Genomic DNA, 20142 nt, shown 5'->3' with positions numbered 1-20142 from the left:
GAACCGATCGAACCGGCGGACGAGCGCTCGCACCGTCCGATAGAGTTCACCCGCCGGCCGTATACACCGCGCGCGCAAACTGTTTGGCTCACAGCCTCTCAGGATGAGAGGGTTTGATGGGACGAGCCAGTCATACCGTATCCGGATGATCAGAGCGGTCTAATCATTTGGAAATGGTATCACAGGTGGATTCCGGGTTCGCTTATCAGCGCCCGCAATGACGGTGCGGGTGTCATGAACGTCACACCCGCCCGTGCACGAGCCCGTGGATGAAGCCGAGCTTGCGCACCACCGGCGGGGCGATCACGAACGGGTAGAGGTCGCCCTCGCCCATCGCCCGGTTCATGCTGTTGAGCGCGAACACCAGCGGTAGCCACGCATCCACGATCTGCTCGATCGTCTCGGCGGCGTAGGGGTCGAACGCGATCCGGGTGGAGATCTCGCCGGAGCGATCCACGTCGGGCTTCACCTGCAGGCCGAAGGCCGAGGCCATCTCCAGCGTGTCGACGATGTGGAGGTAATGGGCCCAGGTCTCGGCGAAGTCCTCCCAGGGGTGCGTCGTCGCGTAGGCCGAGACGAAGTTCTCCTGCCAGTCGGCGGGCGGGCCCTGGTCGTAGTGGCGCTTGAGCGCCTCGCCGTAATCCTGCGAATCGTCGCCGAACATCGCCCGGCAGGGCTCGAGCTTGCCCGCATCCCGCACGAGGATGTCCCAGTAATGGTGCCCGACCTCGTGGCGGAAATGGCCGAGCAGCGTCCGGTAGGGCTCGCCCATGCCGGTGCGGCGCTTCTCGCGCTCGGCCGGGTCGGCCTCGATCAGGGCGATGGTGATGACGCCGTTCTCGTGGCCGGTCATCACCTTGGGGCCCTCGGCGGCGGGCGGGTCGGCCAGGAAGTTGAAGATCAGCCCGTGCTCCGGGTCCTCGGCGCGGGTCTGGAGCGGCAGGTTCCAGCGCAGCAGCGTGTAGAACAGCCGGTGCTTGGCCAGTTCCATCTCCTGCCAGCGCTGCAGGTTCACCGGGTCGGAGACGTCCGGCACCGTGCCGTTGTGGCGGCAGGCGAGGCAGAACGCGTCGGTCGAGCCCGGAGGGACCAGCCAGTTGCAGGTGTCGTGCGCGGCGTTGGTGCAGAGGAAGCTCGGGCTCTCGGGGACCGCCAGCGGCGTCCAGGCATGGTTGTCGCCCGCGGGCTCCAGCGCCGAGAGCGTTCCGGCCTGCGGCAGGTAGCCGAGCCGGTGGCCGCAGCGCTGGCAGGTGCGGTTCTCGAAATACAGGATGTTGTCGCAGGACTGGCAGCGAAAGAGCTTCATCGGATCACGGATGTCCTGAAGGCGACGGGACGCCTTCGATGCAACGGGCGTGCGAGACCGGGCCGCCGACGATGCGGGCCGTCCGGCCGAACGCGGGTGGGGGCGCGGCCAGACAAGCCGCGATCTCCCTCACCGTTCCGTGATCGATAAACTTTTCATGCATTTCGCTGGGCGAGCGGCGCCTCAGGCCGCGGCCAGCGCCTCGGCGATGGCGGCCAGCGCGGCGTCCGCCCCTTTGCCGTCGGGGCCGCCGGCCTGGGCCATGTCGCGGCGTCCGCCGCCGCCCTTGCCGCCGAGATGGCCCGCGCCCGCGCGCACGAGGCCGACCGCGTCGTAGCGCCCGGTCAGGTCCTCGGTGACGCCGACGACGAGCCCAGCCTTGCCGTCCGGCGCGACGCCGACGATGGCGACGATGCCGGAGCCGAGCCGGGTCTTGCCCTCGTCGGCCAGACCCTTGAGGTCGCGCATCTCGACGCCCTCGACCACGCGCGCCATCAGCTTCACGCCATTGACCTCGCGGGCCTCGTCGCCCCCGCCGGCAGCACCGCCCATGGCGATCTTTTTCCGCGCATCGGCCAGTTCTTTCTCCAGCCGACGGCGATCCTCGATGAGGGAGGCGAGGCGGTCCGGCACGTCGGCGACCGGCGCCTTGATCAGGCCGGCAAGCTGCGAGAGCGTGCGGCTCTCGGCCTGCCGGTGGCGGCGGGCATTGTGCCCGGTCATCGCCTCGATGCGGCGCACGCCGGCGCCCACCGCGCTCTCGCCGAGCACGGTGATCTGGCCGATCTGGCCGAGATGCGCCACGTGGGTGCCGCCGCAGAGTTCGATGGAGAAGTTGGGCAGCCGCCCGCCCTCGACCTCAAGCCCATCGTCGTCCACGGGCCGGCCCATGGAGACGACGCGCACCTCGTCGCCGTACTTCTCGCCGAACAGGGCACGCGCCCCGGATTCGATCGCCTCGTCCACCGCCATCAGCTTGGTCACGACGGGGGCGTTCTGGAGCAGCACCGCGTTGGCGATCTCCTCCACGCGGGTCAGCTCGGCCTCGTCGATGGGCTTGGGGTGGCTGATGTCGAAGCGCAGGCGCTCGGGCGCGACGAGCGAGCCCTTCTGCGCGACGTGGTCGCCGAGCACCTGCCGTAGCGCCTCGTGCAGCAGGTGGGTCGCCGAGTGGTTGGCGCGGATCGCGGCGCGGCGGGCGTGGTCCACCTTCAGCTCGATGGCGGCGTCGCGCGCGAGCGTGCCCTCCTCCACCGTGACGTGGTGGACGAACAGGTCGCCGAGCTTCTTCTCCGTACCGGTCACGCGGGCCCTGAGGCCGGGGCCGGCGATGATGCCGGTGTCACCCACTTGGCCGCCGGACTCGCCGTAGAACGGCGTCTGGTTGACGACGACGAGGCCGCTCTCGCCGGCCTCGAGCGCCTCGACCTCGGCGCCCTCGCGCAGCACCGCGCCGACCACGGCCTCGGCGACCTCCGAGTCGTATCCCAGAAATTCGGTGGCGCCGGTGCGCTCCTTGATGCCGAACCAGACCGTCTCGGTCGCGGCCTCGCCCGAACCCTGCCACGCGGCGCGCGCGGCCTGCTTCTGGCGCTGCATCGCGGCGGAGAACGCCTCCGTGTCGACGCCGATGCCGCGGGCCTTCAGGGCGTCCTGCGTGAGATCCAGGGGGAAGCCGTAGGTGTCGTAGAGGGTGAAGGCGGTCTCGCCCGACAGGTTCTGACCCTGGCCGAGATCGCGGGTCTCGGCGTCGAGGATGGCGAGGCCCCGCTCCAGGGTCTTGCGGAATCGGCCTTCTTCCAGACGCAGGGTCTCCGAGATCAGCGCCTCGCTGCGGGTGAGCTCGGGGAAGGCCTGCCCCATCTCGCGCATCAGCGCGGGGACGAGGCGGTACATCACCGGCTCGCGGGCGCCGAGCAGTTCGAGATGGCGCATGGCGCGGCGCATGATCCGGCGCAGCACGTAGCCGCGGCCCTCGTTCGAGGGCAGCACGCCGTCGGCGATGAGGAACGAGGTCGAGCGCAGGTGGTCGGCGATGACGCGGTATGAGGCGCGCGTCGCGGGCTCCGGCGCCTTCGACACGGCGTGCGCGACGGCATCGATCAGCGCGCGGAACAGGTCGGTGTCGTAGTTCGAGTGGACGCCCTGGAGGATCGCGGCCATGCGCTCCAGGCCCATGCCGGTGTCGATCGAGGGCCGCGGCAGCGGATTGCGCACCCCCGGCTCGATCTGCTCGTATTGCATGAACACGAGGTTCCAGAACTCGAGGAAGCGGTCGCCGTCCTCGTCCGGCGAGCCGGGCGGGCCGCCCTGCAGCGCCGGGCCCTGGTCGATGAAGATCTCGGAGCACGGGCCGCAGGGGCCGGTGTCGCCCATCTGCCAGAAATTGTCCGAGGTGCCGATGCGGATGATTTTTTCGTCGCCGAACCCCGCGATTTTTTTCCACAGACCAGCGGCTTCATCATCGTCGGCATAGACCGTGACGAGGAGCTTTTCGGCAGAGAGCCCGAACTCCTTGGTGATCAGCGTCCAGGCAAGCTCGATCGCGTCGGCCTTGAAATAGTCGCCGAACGAGAAGTTGCCGAGCATCTCGAAGAAGGTGTGGTGCCGGGCGGTGTAGCCGACATTGTCGAGATCGTTGTGCTTGCCGCCGGCGCGGACGCACTTCTGCGAGGAGGTCGCCTTCACATACGGGCGCTTCTCGACCCCCGTGAAGACGTTCTTGAACTGCACCATGCCGGCGTTCGTGAACATCAGCGTGGGGTCGTTCTTCGGCACGAGCGAGGACGACGGCACCACCGCGTGCCCGGCATCCCGGAAATAGTCCAGGAAGGTCGATCGAATCTCGTTGACGCCGCTCATCGGATAGGCTCGGGAATCAAGTCGCGTCGGGAGGCCGGCTCGGGCGAGCGCGGCCGCATCCGGCCCTCATACGGGCCGGCGCCCTGCGAGTCACGTCTGGGTATCCTGCGCAGCGGGGCCGCCCCGCAGTTCGGCGAGATAGCCGCGCAACAGCGCCGCCCGGCGGGGCCGGAAGCTCGCCCCCGTCGCCGCCACCGCGCGGATGCGGTCGAGGCGGAACATGCGGAAGGCGTCGCGCAAGGTGCACCACGCCAGCAGGGTCATCTTGCTGTCGAGATAGACGATGGAGAGCGGCAGGATGGTGCGCTCGGTCTCGGCGCCGTCCTTGTCGGCGTAGCGGAGCGACAGCGCCTCCTCGTGCCAGCACCCGGCCCGGATCGTCGCCATCACGCCCTCAAAGTCGAGCACGCGCGGAAAGCGCGCCTCGAAACGGCGGACCTGGGAGACCGCGTGCAGCAGGTGCTGCTCGGCCCGGTCCGGCAGGGTCGCGGCGACCTTGGCGAGCACGGAGGCCGCGGCCTGGGCGAGCGCCGGGTCGCCCATCTGGCGCACCTCGGACAGGCCGAGCACCAGCGCCTCGATCTCGATGCGGTCGAAAGTCTGCGGCGGCAGCGCCACGTCCTCGATCAGGCGGTAGCCGTAGCCGCGCTCGCCCTCGATCCGGGCGCCGGCGGCGCGCAACGCATCGATGTCGCGATAGAGCGAGCGCAGCGACACCCCGGTCTCCTCGGCGAGCCGCGCCGCCGTGACGGGCGCGGGCAGGACGCGCATGGCGTGGAGCAGGCGGAAGAGCCGGTCGGTGCGGGCCATCGGGCAGCTGACGGAAACTGGCAGGTGGGGTGGGGTATATCACGCCTCGCCAACCGGCCAGCAGGAGCCCGCCGATGATCACGCTCTACCACTCGCCCAACAGCCGCTCGACGCGGGTCGTCGCGCTCCTCAAGGATCTCGACGCCTTGGATAAGGTCGCCATCGAGATCGTCACGATCCCGCGGCAGGACGGGAGCGGCGCCCGCGATCCGCGCAATCCCCATCCGGACGGCAAGGTGCCCTTCCTCGTGCAGGACGGCCACCCGATCTGGGAATCGAGCGCGATCATCCAGCACCTCGCCGAGCTGTTTCCCGCGGCGGGCCTCGGTGTACCGGTCGGGGACCCGCGGCGGGGCGCCTATCTGAGCTGGCTCGCGTGGTACGCGGGCGTGGTCGAGCCGGTGCTGGTACTGCAGGCGCTCGGCCTGGACCATCCGGGGATCGCCAAGACGTTCCGCACCGGCGACGACCTCAAGGCCCGCCTCGCCGCGGCCCTGGCGGACCGGCCCTATCTGCTCGGCGACCGATACACGGCGGCCGACCTGCTGCTGCACTCGCCTTATGCGTGGTTCGGCAAGCCCGGGGTGCCGGCGATCGACGCCTGGGTGGACCGCTGCATGGATCGCCCCGGCGCCCGCTACGCGGCGGCGTTCGACGCGGAGCACGGGGCCTGAGCCCTCGCGTCACACGGCAGGGCTGACGGCGCGGCCCTGCATCGTGATCCGGTAGTGATCGGCGTTGGCCGAGGACCGCACCGCGAGGCCGCGGCGGACGAGGGCGTTGAGGGTGGTGCGGCAGGGGCCGCTGTCGTGGACCGGGATCCATCGGTAGGCTTCCTGATCGGCCAGCCATTGCAGGGCCCGCATCTGTCTCTGGTTCAGCGTCGAAATCGTCTGTTGCATCTCTGATCGCGCAGAAAGAGGCCCGCCGCCCGCGGCGGGCCAAGTCATTTCTGGAGGCGCTGCGTCGTCCGCAGCTATGAGGACGGACGAGACGGGAGAGATATTTAATCCGGGAAAGTATCTCGATCGAGAAAATCTTACGCTGGGACTATTCTATAGAGAGCCAGATGTCCCCTTAATCCACGTATACGGTATACCAACTCCGCTGTGCGTTCGGTGATGTGCGCTGGCGCAGGCCGCGCCGTCGCACGGGCTTGCGCGGCGGAGGTTTTCTCGAAGCGCTCCCCTGGCCCGCCAGCGGGCACGAAAAAGGGCGGGAGGATGAACCTCCCGCCCCGCGGATCGTGCTCAGGAGTTCAGGGAGCCGTCAGGCCTCGCCCTCGTCGAGGTCGTCCGCCGTCGGCTTGGCGTTCTCGAGGATGCGTTCGGCCACCAGACCCGAGTTCTGTCGGATCGACGCCTCGATCTTGTTGGCGATGTCGGGGTTGTCGCGCAGGAACCCCTTGGCGTTCTCGCGGCCCTGGCCGAGGCGCTGGCTGTCGTATGAGAACCACGCGCCCGACTTGTCGACGATGCCGGCCTTCACGCCGAGATCGACCAACTCGCCGACCTTGGACACGCCCTCGCCGAACATGATGTCGAACTCGACCTGCTTGAACGGCGGCGCGACCTTGTTCTTGACCACCTTGACGCGGACCTGATTGCCGATCGCCTCGTCGCGGTCCTTCAGGGTCGAGACGCGGCGGATGTCGAGGCGCACCGAGGCGTAGAACTTCAGCGCGTTGCCGCCCGTCGTGGTCTCGGGGCTGCCGTACATCACGCCGATCTTCATCCGGATCTGGTTGATGAAGATGACCATGCAGTTCGAGCGCGAGATCGAGCCGGTGAGCTTACGCAGGGCCTGGCTCATCAGGCGCGCCTGGAGGCCGGGCTGCTGATCGCCCATCTCGCCTTCGATCTCGGCCCGCGGCGTCAGCGCGGCGACCGAGTCGACCACGAGCACGTCGATGGCGCCCGAGCGCACCAGCGTGTCGGTGATCTCCAGGGCCTGCTCGCCGGTATCGGGCTGCGAGATCAGGAGGTCGTCGAGATTGACGCCGAGCTTCCTGGCATAGATCGGGTCGAGGGCGTGCTCGGCATCGACGAAGGCGCAGACGCCGCCCTTCTTCTGGGCCTCGGCGATGGTGTGGAGCGCCAGCGTCGTCTTGCCCGACGATTCCGGCCCGTAGATCTCGATGACGCGGCCCCGCGGCAGGCCGCCGACGCCGAGCGCGATGTCGAGCCCGAGCGAGCCGGTGGAGACGGTCTCCACCTCCTGCACCTTGTGGGACTTGCCCAGCCGCATGATGGAGCCCTTGCCGAAGGCCCGCTCGATCTGCGTCAGCGCCGCCTCGATCGCCTTCGACTTGTCCTTGTCCGCAGCAGCCATCGTCGTGGATTCCACCATCTTCAGCGCAGGCTGGGCCATCGCGTGAGGCTCCTTATGCATGGGAGGGGCGCGAGGCTCAATGCGCCCGGGCCGATGCATTTCGTACTTGTTTTGTTCTCTTTATGCAAGAGCGCGGGTCGCAGCCACCGGTGAATCCGAGAGAGACCGACGGGCCACCGAGCCGACGTCACTCCCGCGCCGTAGGACAGGGCCCGCCCGACTCTCGCAGCGCGTTGCAGAGTCGCTCCGCATCGTCCCGGGCGAAAGGACCGACGCGGACATGGTAGACCACGGTGCCGTCCGCCCCGGCCCGGGGGATCATCTCGGGCTGGCCGGCGACCGGCCCGTACTCGACCCGCATCTCCCGCAAGATCGCCTGCGCATCGCTCCCGGATCGGCGCGCCTCGCCTTGCGCCGCGTCGCCGCGGATCGGGGCGGTGCCGGAGGGCGGAGCGGTCTCGTCCCGTTTCACCACGACCGTGCGTACGGCGCGCGGCTCTCCGAGCCAATCGGTCGGCGAGACGCTTCGATCCCGCTCGCGCTCCGCCCTGTCGTCGGCGGTTGCCTCGGGCCTCGAGGACGGGGACGCCGTGTGCATGATGCGAACGCCGTCGAGGTACGAGGCCGGCAGTGCCGGATCGTGGGCTTGGATTCGAACGGCCACGCGTTTGACCGAAGGCGTGATCGTCGAGGCGGCGGTCTCGCTGGACGAGGCTCCGGACCGATCCCTCACGACATCGGCGATGTCGGCGAAATGGCCGACAGCCCAGAGTGAAAGCGCCGCGAAGGCCACGGAGGCGGACGAGACCGGCTTCATCGCCGTCCGCCCGATCGCGTAACCCGAAACGATGGCCATCGCGATCTGCCGGAGGCGTCGGCAGGGTCGGACTCTGACGCCATTCTCAGTCCTCGCGACGCGGCCGGAGAGGCGCACGGCCTTACGTGCCGAGCCTGATCGGTCCGGGCGCGAGTCTGGGGTTCGCGAGGTAAACAGAAATTGCAGATCGGGCCCGAACGCCCGGTGGTTTCAGCGCCGAATGTCCGGATAGGTGAATCCGGCCCCATCGCCCGCCGTGCAAGGTCACGAGCACTAATCGGGAACGAGCCGCCTCGCGAGCGGTGCGGCGGCTCGATCCGGGGAGCGGATGGACCGGCGGCCTACTGCGCCGCCTTCCACAGGCTGATCACCCGCGTACCCTCGCCGGTCTCGTTGCGCGCCTGCCGGGTGAGCGTCTCGATCTCCTCCTTCGGCGCGAGGCGGCGGGCCTTGGCGAGCGCCTTGCGGGCCTCTTCCGCCGGCATGGCGCCTTGGGGGACCATCATGGCGAGGAGTTGCTTGCGCGTCTTCGAATCGACGGATCGGGAGTTGCGCACGTCCTCGAAGTCGCTCATCCGGTGACGGTTGGCCTTGGCGCCGCGCCCGCGCTCCTCGTGGCCCAGGAAGACCTTCGGGCCGTTCGGCATCACCACGATGTCGCCGGGGCGCAGGGTTTCGTCGCGCAGGAGCGCGGCGGTGGGGTTGGCGGCGATCGCCTTCTGATCGACCGGCTGCTTGCCGCTGACGCCGGAGACGTCCTCGGCATTGGGCAGGGCGGCGTAGCGCACCTTGGGCTTGGCACGACGCTCGGCGCCGCGGGCGTGGCGGCGCCAGCGGTAGCGCTCGTTCACCTCACCGCCGCCGTAGTAGCTCGGCGCGGCTTGGACCGGCGCGGGCGCCGGAGCCACCGTCTGCCGCGGGGTGCCGCCGAAGAGATGGCCGAACACCCCGCTGAAGCCGTCCTCCTGGGCGTGGACGCCCGCGACCGTCGAGAGAACCAGGGCCGAGGAGGCCAGGACGAGCGCGACGCGCCGTCCGGAGCGGGGCAGGATCGCGGGCATCGTCGGCTCCTGAATTGGCCTCACGACGCTCCCGGTCCTCGGGAGTCCGTTTCCCACCCGACGCGGCGGGAAAAGTCGTGAGAGACACGCTGCGAGGGGTCGCGTTCGACCGATGCGCCAACAACAAAGGGCCGAGCTTTGCGGTTCCGGCGGAACGGTGTCTGAATTGTGAATTTTTCAAGGCACCGAGCATCGACTCTCACGCCGATGTGAACCGCCGGCATCGTGGTTCGGTTGCCGACAAGCCGCCTCCCGTCGCGGCCGGAGCCGAGCGACCGATGCCGACGAACGACCGCCCCCTCCCCTCCCCTCCGTCCGACCCGCGCCACGCGACGCTGTGGACGCTCGCCGTATCGGCCGCGCTCCTCGGCCTCGTCGCCTTGCCGCGCCGCGGAGTGCCGCGGGCGGTCGCCTCGTCGCAGGGCCGAAACACGGATGCCGCGCGTCAGGAATCCCCCTCTCACGAAGGCGCGGACGCGCACCGGGTGGCGCAGGCGGAAAAACATCGCGGACGCGCCGCGGAGAGCCCCGAAAAGATTCCGGCGGCGGGCTGGTGGGACATCCTCAAGCGCGCCTACCGCGACGTCGGCGAGAACCGGCTGATGCTGGTCTCGGCGGGCGTGACCTTCTTCGTGCTGCTGGCGCTCTTCCCGGCGGTCGCCGCCCTGGTCTCGGTCTACGGCCTGATCGCCGATGTCGCGACGATCAACGAGCAGATCGCGTCGCTGCGCGGCGTCCTGCCCTCGGGCGGGCTCGATATCGTGGCCGAGCAGGTCAAGCGCGTCACCGAGAAGGGCGACACGACCCTCGGGCTCACCGCACTCACCGGCATCGCGCTCTCGGTCTGGAGCGCCAACGGCGGGGTGAAGCACGTGTTCGACGCGCTCAACCTCGTCTACGACGAGCGGGAGCGGCGCGGCTTCTTCCGGCTGAACCTCGTCTCGCTCGCCTTCACGGCAGGCGCGCTGCTCTTCGTCGTGCTGGCGCTCGCCGGCATCGTCGCCGTGCCGGTGGCGATTCAGACGCTGGGCCTCAGCACCGAGGGCTGGTGGATCGCGCTGCTGCGCTGGCCGGCGCTCTTCCTCGTCGTGCTCGGGATGCTCGCCGTGCTCTACCGCTACGGCCCGAGCCGCGACGCGCCCCGCTGGCGCTGGGTGACGCCGGGCGGCACGCTGGCCGCCTTCCTGTGGCTCGCCGGTTCGCTGCTGTTCTCGTGGTACGTCGCGAATTTCGGCTCGTACGACAAGACCTACGGCTCGCTCGGCGCCGCCATCGGCTTCATGACGTGGATCTGGATCTCCACCACGATCGTGCTGCTCGGCGCGCAGATCAACGCGGAGACCGAGCACCAGACCGCGGAGGACACCACGGTCGGCGCGCCCAAGCCCCTGGGCGACCGCGACGCCAAGATGGCCGATACCGTCGGCGCGGCGGCCTGAGCGCTATTTCTGGGCGCGGCTCGGGTCGTCGGCGGGGTTCAGGTAATCGACGCCGAACGGGCCGCTGCCGTTGACCTGCAGCACCACCGCCTCGTCGGTGGTCCACAGCGCATGCGGCATGGCTTCCGGCAGGTAGACGAAGCCGCCGGCCCTGAGCGGCTCGCCCTTGCTCTTGTCCAACGTCCTGCCGTGCTGGTGGTAGATGGAGCCGGAGAGGATCGTCAGCGTCTCGTCCTTCGCGTGGGTGTGCGGCGCGATCACGGTGTCGGCCGGGAACCGGATCCGCAGCACGAACGGGCCGGGCTTGGCCGGATCGCCCGCCAGCGCCGCGATCTGCGTGCCCCTGGGCAGGTTCGCCGGTCCCGGCTGCCATTGAATCGCGGCCCCGTCCGGCAGGGTCACGGCGGCGGAATGCCCGTGCTTGCCGGCCGCAAAGGCGGGAGTTGCGAGCAGGGCGGAGAGGGCTGCGGCCGTCAGGGCGGTTCGAAGCTGCATCGTCATTCTCGGCATGATGTCGGCGGGCAGGTTCGCGGCCCAACGCCCGTTCGCCCGCATCGTTGCCGCGGCGCCCGCCCATCACGCAAAAGGGAACGGCGGGGCTCCTGCCCCGCCGTTCCTGTCAGTTCACGATGGTGTCGAGATCAGTAAGCGGCCGGGCCGCCGCTGACGCGGCCGTACTGCGGCACAGTGCGGTTCGTCTGCTCGGCGTTGCCGGCGCGGGCCGAGTAGTCGGTGTAGCGGTCGCCGCGCGGGCCGACCGAGCCGGTGACGATGTCGTCCGTCGCGCGGACCGTGCCGCCGACCACGCCGCCCACGACGTTGCCCGCCGCGCCGAGCGTGCCGCCGACGATGGTGCCCGCCGCGCCCGTCACGCCGCCGACCACGGAGCCGACGCCGCCCAGCAGGCCGGTGCCCGGACGGGTCGGCTCGATATGCGCGCCCCAGACGTTGAGCGTGCCGTCACGGTTGTAGCTGGGGCTGTCGTAGACGCCCTGAGCCAGCGACGGGGTGGCGGCCATGCCGAGCGACAGGGCGACGGCGGCGGTGATCTTGGTGAAGGTCTTCATGATCGATCCTTTGACGGTGCATCTTGAGCGGTGCGACTGATACAGTCAGCGTATTCGCCGGCTGCACTGTCACCGCTCGTTTGCGATGGATCCGATTTGGTGCTGATCATCGGCACGACAATGCCCGTTTTGTCGCACCGCACCATCGTTATAATGCGGAATAGACTATCCGCGATGAATTTTGGTGCAGCGACAGGATGCGCATTGTGAATTAACATTAAATGTCAAACGGTTGCGTCGTTTTTGCAGCGCACGCGCGGCAGGTGCGACGACGCACGGGGCCCAGGGGCAGCCGGACGGTTCGGCCGGCGCCCCGATCCCGGCGGGGCTCGATCGCGCGCGAGGCGGGGACCTGCGGCATTTCCCGTGGCTCCGGCGATGGCGAGGACGAGCCAAAATGCTCTATGGCTTCGCCCTGCCCGTTTTCGTCCCGCCGATGGTGGCTTGCCCGATGACCGACGAGACCCACGCCGCCCCGGCCAAGCCCGTCGGCGCCGACGACCGGGTGATCCTGGTCGATGGCTCGTCCTTCATCTTCCGCGCGTATTTCCAGTCGATCAACCAGGACCAGAAGTACAACACGAGGCCGAGCGACGGCCTGCCGACCGGGGCGGTGCGGCTGTTCTGCACCAAGATCGCCCAGTTCCTGCAGGACGGCGCGGCGGGGGTGAAGCCGACCCATCTCGGCATCGTCTTCGACAAGTCCGAGGGCTCGTTCCGCAAGGAGCTGTTTCCCGACTACAAGGGCCACCGCCCCGACGCGCCGGACGACCTCAAGCGGCAGATGCCGCTGATGCGCGACGCGGTGCGCGCCTTCGGCCTGCACGCGGTCGAGCTGATCCGCTACGAGGCCGACGACCTGATCGCGACCTACGCGCGGCAAGCCGAGGCGCGGGGCGCCGAGGTCATCATCGTGTCCTCCGACAAGGACCTGATGCAGCTCGTCTCCGACAAGATCCGGTTCTACGATTTCGAGTCGGGCGCCAAGGGCAAGCCCGGCTACCGGCCCGAGCGCAACCTCGACCGCGACGCGATTATCGCCAAGTGGGAGGGGCTGACCCCGGAGCAGATCGGCGACGCGCTGGCGCTGATCGGCGACACCTCGGACAATGTGCCGGGCGTGCCCGGCATCGGCCTGAAGACCGCCGCCGCCCTCATCAAGGAATACGGCAGCCTGGAGCAGCTTCTGGAGCGGGCCGCTGAGATCAAGCAGCCCAAGCGCCGCGAGACGCTGCTGGCCAACATCGACCAGGCCAAGCTCTCCCGCCGCCTCGTGGCGCTGGAGGAGAGCGTGCCGGTGCCGGTGCCGCTCGACGAGCTCGGCGTGCCGGAGCCGGACCCGCAAAAGCTCGTCGGCTTCCTGAAAGCCATGGAGTTCAACACGCTCACGCGGCGCATCGCCCAGATGCTCCACGTCGATCCGGAAGCGGTGAAGCCCGATCCGGCGCTGCTACCGGGCGCGCAGCCCCACGCCTACACCAACGCGGCCGGTGGCTCGGACGCGGTGCCGTTCTTCGGCGATGCCGTGCCGGTCGATCCCGAGACCGCGGCGGCCCCCGAACGCACCGACGGCGCCGCTCCGCCGGAAGCGGGCGAGGCCGATCCCTTCGCCGATCTGAATCTACCCGACGCCGCGCCGAAGAAGCGCGGCCCCTCGGAGCCCACACCCTCGACGCTGGTCGCCGCCCGCGCGGCAGAGTCCGTAAAGCCGTTCGACACGGCAGCCTACGAGACCGTGACCACGGTGGCGCAGCTGGAAGCCTGGATCGCGGAAGCCTACGAGGCCGGCGTCATCGCGGTCGATACCGAGACCGACGCGCTCGACGCGGCCAAGGCCGGGCTGGTGGGCGTCTCGCTCGCCACCGCGCCGGGCCGGGCCTGCTACATCCCGCTCGCCCACGTCGCCCCCGACCAGAAGGGCGGAGACCTGTTCGGCGACGGCGCTGCGGAGGCCAAGGCGCCGGAGCAGATCAAGCTCGACACCGCCCTCAAGCTGCTCAAGCCGCTGCTGGAGGATGCCGGCACCCTCAAGATCGGCCAGAACCTCAAATACGACCTGTCCGTCCTGCACCGTTACGGCATCGACGTGACGCCGTTCGACGACACGATGCTGATCTCCTACGTGCTCGATGCCGGCAAGGGCGGGCACGGCATGGACGAACTGGCGCGGCGCCATCTCGGCCACCAGCCGATCACCTTCTCGGACGTGTGCGGCACCGGCCGCAACAAGATCACCTTCGAGCGGGTGCCGCTGGACAAGGCCACGGCTTACGCCGCCGAGGACGCCGACGTGACGCTGCGGCTGTGGCGGATGATGAAGCCGCGTCTCGTCGCCGAGCGGCGCGTCACCGTCTACGAGACGCTGGAACGCCCGCTGGTGCCGGTGCTCGCCCGGATGGAGCGGGCCGGCATCCGCATCGACCGCAACATGCTGAGCCGCCTCTCGGGCGACTTCTCGCAGATCCTGGCGCGCCTCGAAGAGGAGATTCAGGAGGACGCGGGCGAGAGATTTCAGGTCTCCTCACCGAAGCAGATCGGCGACGTGCTGTTCGGCAAGATGGGCCTGCCCGGCGCGAAGAAGACGCCGTCCGGCCAATGGGCCACGCCCGCGACGCTGCTGGAAGAATTGGCCCAGGCCGGCCACGAACTGCCCAAAAAGATCCTGAACTGGCGCCAGCTCGCGAAGCTGAAATCGACCTACACCGACTCGCTGCAGGAGCACGCCGACCGGCAGACCGACCGGGTCCACACCTCGTTCGCGCTCGCCGCCACCACCACGGGCCGGCTCTCCTCCTCCGACCCGAACCTGCAGAACATCCCGATCCGCACGGAAGAGGGCCGCCGCATCCGGCGCGCCTTCGTGGCGCCGGAGGGCAAGCGGCTGATCTCGGCCGACTATTCCCAGATCGAGCTGCGGCTGCTCGCCCACATCGCCGACATCCCGCAATTGCAGGAGGCGTTCGAGCAGGGGCTCGACATCCACGCGGCCACGGCCAGCGCCATGTTCGGCGTGCCGCTCGACCAGATGACCGGGGATCTCAGGCGCCGGGCCAAGACGATCAATTTCGGCATCATCTACGGCATCTCGGCCTTTGGCCTCGCCGACCGCCTCGGCATCGGCCGCGAGGAGGCGTCCGCCTTCATCAAGCAGTATTTCGAGCGCTTTCCCGGCATCCGCGACTACATCGACACGACGAAGCGTTCGTGCCGCGACAAGGGCTACGTCACCACCCTGTTCGGCCGCGTCTGCCACTATCCGCAGATCCGCTCGAACAACCCGTCCGAGCGGGCGAGCGTCGAGCGCCAAGCCATCAACGCCCCGATCCAGGGCACCGCCGCCGACATCATCCGCCGCGCCATGACGCGGATGGAGGACGCGCTGACCGCGGAAAACCTCGACGTGCGGATGCTGCTGCAGGTGCACGACGAACTGGTGTTCGAGGCGCATGCCGAGGAGGTGGAGCGGGCGATCCCCGTGATCGCGCGGGTGATGGAGGAGGCGCCGGCTCCGGCTCTGACGCTCAGCGTGCCGCTGGTGGTGGAGGCGCGGGCGGCGGGGAATTGGGAGGAGGCGCATTGAGGGCGTCGCCTTCCTTCATCCCAACCACCCCCCTCATCCTGAGGTGCTGCGAAGCAGCCTCGAAGGAGGGCTCCAGCGTATCGCGCGATCCCTGGAGCCCTCCTTCGAGGCTGAGCTGACGCTCAGCACCTCAGGATGAGGGAGTTTGGTAGGATGACGCGGATCACCATCGAGTCGCCGCACGACCCATGCCTGCCTTCGTCTACATGCTTCGCTGCGCCGACGGCAGCTATTACGTCGGCTCGTCACGCGGGGAGTCCTTGGAGAAACGGGTCGGCGAGCATCAGGCCGGCACCTTTGCCGGCTATACCAGCTCGCGTCGCCCGGTTATGCTCGTCTGGTCGGAGCCGTTCGAGCGCTTCGACGAGGCGGTTGCCTGCGAGCGACGGCTGAAGGGATGGAGCCGGGCGAAGAAGGAAGCGCTGATCCGCGGCGATTGGGACGGGTTGCAGGCGGCGGCCAAGCGGCTCGGCGCACAACGGGCGGCCGACCCATCCCTCTCTCGTCCAACCCAAATGCCTCATCCTGAGGTGCCCGCCTCGGCGGGCCTCGAAGGAGGGCTCCAGAAGTCTCGTTGATCCCTGGAACCCTCCTTCGAGGGCGCCGCTGCGCGGCGCCACCTCAGGATGAGGGGGATGGGTGGGAGCGCAGTCCCAAACCCTCACCCCCCGGCAATCGCCCCCCGATACGCAAACAACCCCGGCACCCCACCGGTCATCACGAACAGCAAAGCCGCCCCCGCCGGATAGGCTCCCGCGCGCACGTCGTGCAGCAGGCCGGCAAAGGCCTTGCCGCTGTAGACCGGGTCGAGCAGCAGCCCTTCGGTGCGGGCCATCAGCCGCACGGCCTCCCGCATGCCCTCCGTCGGGATGCCGTAGCCGGGGCCGCGGTGGGCGCCGTCGAGGGCGATGCCGTCGTCGGGGAAGGCCAGGGTCGGGTCGATCAGCGCGACGGTGTCGCGGGCTCGCGCGAGGGTCGCGGCTTCAGCCTCATCCGGCGGGGCGAGCACGGTGTAGGACAGGACGCGCCGGGGATCGTGCCCCATCGCCCAAAAGCCGGCGGCGAGGCCGGCATGGGTGCCGGCGCTGCCGTTGGGGACGACGACGCGGGCGAAGTCGAGGCTCAGCACGGCGGCCTGCTCGGCGATCTCGGCGGCGCAGGCGGCGTAGCCGAGGCAGCCGAGCGGGCTCGATCCGCCGGAGGGGAAGACGCAGACGCGCCGGCCCTCCCCGCGCAGGGTTTTTGCCCGCGCCTCGGCGTATCCAAGCGAATCGGCCTCCCCCGGCAGGAGGTGGACGCGGGCGCCGAAGAGTTCGTGCAGCAGGCGGTTGCCGTTGCCGGTGTAGTCGGAGTCGTCGCGCGGGACGCTGCGGGTGAGGAACAGCTCGCAGGCGAGCCCGAGGCGGGCGGCCGCCGCCGCGGTGAGGCGGGCATGGTTCGATTGCAGGGCGCCGACGGTGATCACCGTGTCGGCGCGCTCCGCCAGCGCTTGGCCGAGCAGGAATTCCAGCTTGCGCAACTTGTTGCCGCCCCCGCCCACGGGGCCGACATCGTCCCGCTTCACGAACAGGCGCACGCCGTTCAGTTCTCCCCCGAGATGGGTCGAGAGCCGGTCGAGCGAGCGGATCGGCGTCGGGCCGTCGGTGAGCGCCGCGCGGGGGAAGCGGGTGAGGTCCAAGGCGCCTGCTCCCGGCCTACTCCGCCGCGACTTTCGGGCCGGGATCGCGGGAGCGCGCGCTCTCGTCGAAGGCGTCGGTGAATTGCAGACTCGCGAGCTGCGCGTAGAGCCGGCCTTCCGCCAGCAGGCTCTCGTGCGTGCCCTCCTCGACGATGCGGCCGCCGTCGAACACGAGGATGCGGTTGGCCGCGCGGATCGTGGCGAGGCGATGGGCGATGACGAGCGTGGTGCGCCCCTGCATCAGCCGGTCGAGGGCGGTCTGGACCGCGCGCTCGCTCTCGGCGTCGAGCGCCGAGGTCGCCTCGTCGAGGAGCAGCACGGGGGCGTCCTTGAGGATCGCGCGGGCGATGGCGACGCGCTGGCGCTGGCCGCCGGAGAGCGTCGTGCCGCGCTCGCCCAGCAGCGTCGCGTAGCCCTGCGGCAGGGCGCGGATGAACCCGTCCGCGTTGGCGAGGCGGGCCGCCTCCTCGACCTGCGCGTCGCTGGCCTCGGGCCGGCCGTAGCGGATGTTCTCCGAGACCGTGCCGGAAAAGACCACCGGGTCCTGCGGCACCAGCGACAGGCGGGCGCGCAACGGGTCGAGGTCGGCATGGGGCAGGCTCACGCCGTCGAGGCGCACCGCGCCCTCGTCCGGATCGTAGAAGCGCAGCAGCAATTGCAGGACCGTGGTCTTGCCGGCCCCCGAAGGCCCGACCAAAGCCACCCGCTCGCCCGGCGCCACCGCGAAGGAGACGCCGTCGAGCGCGGCGTGTTCTGGGCGCGTCGGGTAGCGGAAGCGCACGTTCTCGAAGGCAATGGCCCCGCGGGCCGGGCTCGGCAGCGGAACCGGGTTCGCCGGAGACTGGATCACCGGCTCGGTCGCCAAAATCTCGCCGAGGCGCTCGGCGGCGCCCGCGGCCTGGGCGAGTTCGCCGTAGACCTCCGAGAGCTGGCCGAGCGCGCTCGCGCCGAACACCGCGTAGAGCACGAATTGCGAGAGCTGGCCGGCGGAGGTGGTGCCCGCGAGCACCTCCTTGGCGCCGTACCACATCACGCCGACGACCGAGGCCGAGATGAGGAAGATCGCCACGCCGGTCAGCAGGGCGCGGGCCGTGATCGAGGCGCGGGCCGCGCCGTAGGCGTTCTCGGAGGCCGCAGCGAAGCGCTCGGCGGTGGTGCGGCCCATGCCAAAGGCCTGCATCGTGCGGATCGCGCCGACCGCTTCCGCGGCATAGGCCGAGGCGTCGGCCAGCCGGTCCTGCGCGGCGCGCGAGCGGCGGCGCACGCCGCGGCCCGAGACGATCAGCGGAAAGACGATGAGCGGGATCGCGGCCAGCACGAGGATCGACAGGCCGGGGCTCGTCCACACCATCATGACGACGGCGCCGACGAATAGGAACAGGTTGCGCAAGAGGATCGAGATCGAGACGCCGAACACCGCCTTGACCTGGGTGGCGTCGGCGGTGAGCCGCGAGACGATCTCGCCGGATTGGGACTTGTCGAAGAAGGTCGGATCGAGGCTGGTCAATCGCGCAAAGACCGCCGAGCGCAGGTCGGCGACGACCCGCTCGCCGAGCGTGACGACGGAGTAATAGCGGCCCGCGCTCGACACCGCGAGCACCGCCACCACCCCGAGCAGGGCGATGAAGTAGGAGTTGATGAAGGCCTGACCCTCCGGCGAGAAGCCGTGATCGATCACCCGCCGGATCGCCACGGGCACCACCAGCGTCGCGCCCGACGCCGCGATCAGCGAGATCAGCGCCGCCAGGATGCGGCCGCGGTAGCGGGCGGCGAACGGAACCAGGGGCCTCAGCGCGCCGAGCGGCGCCTTCCCTCGGGCAGTCGCGTCCGCGGCTCCGGACATCCCCTCACGCGCGCGGGCCATCGTTCCTCGTCATCGTTTCTTCCCCTGGGATCCTCGCTCCCGCGACGATCCCTTTCCTTCCTTATAGCCTCAGTCGCCGGCGCCCGCCTCCGCGGGCTTAGGCTTTCGCTCCGCTAGACGCCTCGGCCGAGCCGAGGCCGCTTCGCGGGGCGCTCTTCGCGCCCGGTCATACGGCACAATTCCTCGGATCGGACGATACCCGTGTTCTCGGCTCTCTTGTCCGGCCCTGGACGCTGAGGTATAGGCGCGCCCTCAACCGAATGCGCGCGATCTTTTGCCCTAGGCCGGTTTCACGGCGGCGTGGCCGGTCGGGTTGCTACCTCAGGAATGCGTCATGGCAAAGAATGCGGCCGACAAGGCCAAGGGGACCGAGCACCCCGACTACCACTTCATCAAGGTCGTGATGACCGACGGCACCGAGTACCGGACCCGCTCCACCTACGGCAAGGAAGGCGACGTCCTCAACCTCGACATCGACCCGACCACGCACCCGGCCTGGACCGGCGGCGAGCAGAAGATGCTCGATCGAGGCGGCCGCGTGTCGCGCTTCAACACCCGCTTCGCCGGCCTCGGCTTCGCCAAGAAGTGATCTTCTGGGATTCGGGCGCTGGCCCGATTCGTTGAAACGGCGCCGCTTGCGGCGCCGTTTTCGTTTCCGGATCGACGACGACGAGGGCTATTTGCCCCCGAACGCCGCCTGAAGCCGCCCGAACTGGGCCGTCACCGGGCTCTCCAGCGGCACCGGCGCAGGGCGATCCTCGCTGATCAACCGGTCGAGATGCAGGATGCGGGCGTGGAGCCGGCGCGAGCGGCGCACGAGATCCTGGAGCCGCAGCGGCAGGGCGGCGAAGGCCTCGGTCGATTCGGCCGGCACCCGCTCGGTCTCGTTGAGCTTCACCCGGGTCTTCTCTTCCTGGGCCTGCCCGAGGGTCAGTTCGCCTTCCGACACCGCCCGCTGCACGAGGAGCCAGGACGCGATCTGCATCAGGCGGGTGGTGAGCCGCATGCTCTCGCTGGCATAGGCCAGCGTCGCGTCCCGGGAAATCAGCCGCGATTCGGTCCGGCCCTCGCCGTCGAGATAGGCCGCGGTCTCCTCGACCAGCAGCATCCCCTCGCGGAACAGGGTGCGGAACCCCTCCGACGCCACGTAGGACTCGCCGAAGCTCACCCAATGGCGCTCGTCCCGGAACGTCACGTCGAACTCGGTCATCCTGCCTCCTGTGCCGCGCGGCGCTCGTTTCGTCCCGAAGCGGGACGGGTTCGGTGCGGCTGCGGTGACGGGGGCAAGTGTAGCGCCGATCGGGCCGCGGAAGGGGCTTCACGATCT

General features: G+C 69.5%; 18 protein-coding genes. 6 read left to right on the top strand and 12 right to left on the bottom strand.

Annotated features, from left to right (window positions below; genetic code table 11):
- Positions 1 to 241 precede the first annotated feature (241 nt).
- The 3 genes from HNR00_RS08165 to HNR00_RS08155 form a co-directional block, all read right to left on the bottom strand.
- On the bottom strand, positions 242 to 1306 hold the full coding sequence (locus tag HNR00_RS08165) for a zinc-binding metallopeptidase family protein (RefSeq protein WP_183567673.1): 1065 nt from the start codon (positions 1304 to 1306) through the stop codon (positions 242 to 244).
- A 183-nt stretch (positions 1307 to 1489) separates the two neighbouring features.
- Positions 1490 to 4168 (bottom strand): alanine--tRNA ligase, encoded by a 2679-nt coding sequence (alaS, locus tag HNR00_RS08160; RefSeq protein WP_183567670.1) that lies wholly within the window; start codon positions 4166 to 4168, stop codon positions 1490 to 1492.
- A 90-nt stretch (positions 4169 to 4258) separates the two neighbouring features.
- Entirely contained in the window at positions 4259 to 4978 is a 720-nt protein-coding gene (locus tag HNR00_RS08155) for a helix-turn-helix transcriptional regulator (RefSeq protein WP_183567667.1), read from the bottom strand.
- A gap of 74 nt (positions 4979 to 5052) precedes the next feature.
- Here HNR00_RS08155 and HNR00_RS08150 point away from each other — a divergent pair, with 74 nt between their 5' ends.
- Positions 5053 to 5652, top strand: a complete 600-nt coding sequence (locus tag HNR00_RS08150) for a glutathione S-transferase family protein (protein ID WP_183567664.1) — start codon at positions 5053 to 5055, stop codon at positions 5650 to 5652.
- A gap of 9 nt (positions 5653 to 5661) precedes the next feature.
- Here the strand turns inward: HNR00_RS08150 and HNR00_RS08145 are convergent, their stop codons facing one another.
- The 3 genes from HNR00_RS08145 to HNR00_RS08135 form a co-directional block, all read right to left on the bottom strand.
- Positions 5662 to 5880: a hypothetical protein gene (locus tag HNR00_RS08145; RefSeq protein ID WP_183567661.1), complete on the bottom strand. Its 219-nt coding sequence runs from the start codon at positions 5878 to 5880 to the stop codon at positions 5662 to 5664.
- 367 nt (positions 5881 to 6247) lie between these two features.
- On the bottom strand, positions 6248 to 7348 hold the full coding sequence (recA, locus tag HNR00_RS08140; protein ID WP_183567658.1) for a recombinase RecA: 1101 nt from the start codon (positions 7346 to 7348) through the stop codon (positions 6248 to 6250).
- Positions 7349 to 7496: 148 nt separating this feature from the next.
- Positions 7497 to 7907: an SPOR domain-containing protein gene (locus HNR00_RS08135; protein WP_183567655.1), complete on the bottom strand. Its 411-nt coding sequence runs from the start codon at positions 7905 to 7907 to the stop codon at positions 7497 to 7499.
- 70 nt (positions 7908 to 7977) lie between these two features.
- Between HNR00_RS08135 and HNR00_RS08130 the strand changes: the two genes are divergently transcribed.
- The gene (locus tag HNR00_RS08130; RefSeq protein ID WP_183567652.1) at positions 7978 to 8148 is read left to right on the top strand and encodes a hypothetical protein; all 171 of its coding nucleotides are present in this window, start codon (positions 7978 to 7980) and stop codon (positions 8146 to 8148) included.
- 319 nt (positions 8149 to 8467) lie between these two features.
- Here the strand turns inward: HNR00_RS08130 and HNR00_RS08125 are convergent, their stop codons facing one another.
- Positions 8468 to 9187 (bottom strand): hypothetical protein, encoded by a 720-nt coding sequence (locus HNR00_RS08125; protein ID WP_183567649.1) that lies wholly within the window; start codon positions 9185 to 9187, stop codon positions 8468 to 8470.
- 278 nt (positions 9188 to 9465) lie between these two features.
- On the opposite strand from HNR00_RS08125, the gene HNR00_RS08120 reads away from it, so the two are divergent.
- On the top strand, positions 9466 to 10626 hold the full coding sequence (locus HNR00_RS08120) for a YihY/virulence factor BrkB family protein (RefSeq protein ID WP_183567646.1): 1161 nt from the start codon (positions 9466 to 9468) through the stop codon (positions 10624 to 10626).
- 3 nt (positions 10627 to 10629) lie between these two features.
- On the opposite strand, the gene HNR00_RS08115 is transcribed toward HNR00_RS08120, so the two are convergent.
- A complete protein-coding gene (locus HNR00_RS08115) occupies positions 10630 to 11121 on the bottom strand; it encodes a cupin domain-containing protein (RefSeq protein ID WP_246390429.1) in 492 nt (163 codons plus the stop codon).
- Positions 11122 to 11267: 146 nt separating this feature from the next.
- Positions 11268 to 11693 carry a hypothetical protein gene (locus HNR00_RS08110; RefSeq protein WP_246390427.1) on the bottom strand — a complete coding sequence of 142 codons (426 nt, stop codon included), beginning with the start codon at positions 11691 to 11693 and terminating at the stop codon, positions 11268 to 11270.
- Between the two features lie 451 nt (positions 11694 to 12144).
- Between HNR00_RS08110 and polA the strand changes: the two genes are divergently transcribed.
- Positions 12145 to 15273, top strand: coding sequence for a DNA polymerase I (gene polA, locus HNR00_RS08105; RefSeq protein ID WP_183568223.1), 3129 nt, complete (start codon positions 12145 to 12147; stop codon positions 15271 to 15273).
- A 188-nt stretch (positions 15274 to 15461) separates the two neighbouring features.
- A complete protein-coding gene (locus HNR00_RS08100; RefSeq protein ID WP_183567643.1) occupies positions 15462 to 15851 on the top strand; it encodes a GIY-YIG nuclease family protein in 390 nt (129 codons plus the stop codon).
- Between the two features lie 83 nt (positions 15852 to 15934).
- Here the strand turns inward: HNR00_RS08100 and HNR00_RS08095 are convergent, their stop codons facing one another.
- Together HNR00_RS08095 and HNR00_RS08090 are read right to left on the bottom strand one after the other, a co-directional pair.
- Entirely contained in the window at positions 15935 to 16951 is a 1017-nt protein-coding gene (locus tag HNR00_RS08095) for a D-cysteine desulfhydrase family protein (protein WP_183567640.1), read from the bottom strand.
- Positions 16952 to 16967: 16 nt separating this feature from the next.
- Positions 16968 to 18815, bottom strand: a complete 1848-nt coding sequence (locus HNR00_RS08090; protein WP_183567636.1) for an ABC transporter transmembrane domain-containing protein — start codon at positions 18813 to 18815, stop codon at positions 16968 to 16970.
- Positions 18816 to 19149: 334 nt separating this feature from the next.
- Here HNR00_RS08090 and rpmE point away from each other — a divergent pair, with 334 nt between their 5' ends.
- Positions 19150 to 19404 (top strand): 50S ribosomal protein L31, encoded by a 255-nt coding sequence (gene rpmE, locus HNR00_RS08085; protein WP_091942084.1) that lies wholly within the window; start codon positions 19150 to 19152, stop codon positions 19402 to 19404.
- Positions 19405 to 19491: 87 nt separating this feature from the next.
- On the opposite strand, the gene rcdA is transcribed toward rpmE, so the two are convergent.
- Positions 19492 to 20025, bottom strand: coding sequence for a protease adaptor protein RcdA (gene rcdA, locus HNR00_RS08080; protein ID WP_183567633.1), 534 nt, complete (start codon positions 20023 to 20025; stop codon positions 19492 to 19494).
- Positions 20026 to 20142: the final 117 nt, after the last annotated feature.

Source organism: Methylorubrum rhodinum (genome assembly GCF_014199935.1).
Lineage (GTDB): Bacteria > Pseudomonadota > Alphaproteobacteria > Rhizobiales > Beijerinckiaceae > Methylobacterium > Methylobacterium rhodinum.
The sequence above is the reverse complement of the archived record's forward strand: the minus strand, read 5'-3'. Positions and strand labels throughout refer to the sequence as shown.